This window comes from Colwellia sp. BRX10-4 (assembly GCF_014077465.1).
Taxonomy (GTDB): Bacteria; Pseudomonadota; Gammaproteobacteria; order Enterobacterales; family Alteromonadaceae; genus Colwellia_A.
The window spans coordinates 1-286 of the sequence record NZ_JACGVZ010000138.1 but is presented as its reverse complement, the minus strand read 5'-3'; the positions used below and the strand labels follow the sequence as shown (position 1 = coordinate 286).

Genomic DNA, 286 nt, shown 5'->3' with positions numbered 1-286 from the left:
AGGTGATACTCAGCGTTCTACCCTAACCATTTCAGTGACACCGGTTTCAGATTTAAGTGATGATAGTGAAACGGTTACGATAGCTGAAGATACAATTGCTACAGGTAATGTGCTTGATAACGCAGCAACTGCAGACGGTCCACTAACTCTTACAAGCTTTATGGTTGGTGGGAATACGTATAATGCAGGTGATACGGTTACCCTTGCTGAAGGTGAACTCATCTTAAATGCAGACGGTAGCTATACCTTCACACCAAATGATAATTTCAATGGTGCTGTGCCTGTA

The 286-nt window shown here is 42.7% G+C and carries 1 protein-coding gene; it reads left to right on the top strand.

Features of this window, described 5'->3' with window-relative positions; all coding sequences use genetic code 11:
- Positions 1-286 (top strand): Ig-like domain-containing protein (locus H4J67_RS20165; protein WP_182204954.1); only part of this gene is annotated, 286 nt, incomplete at both ends.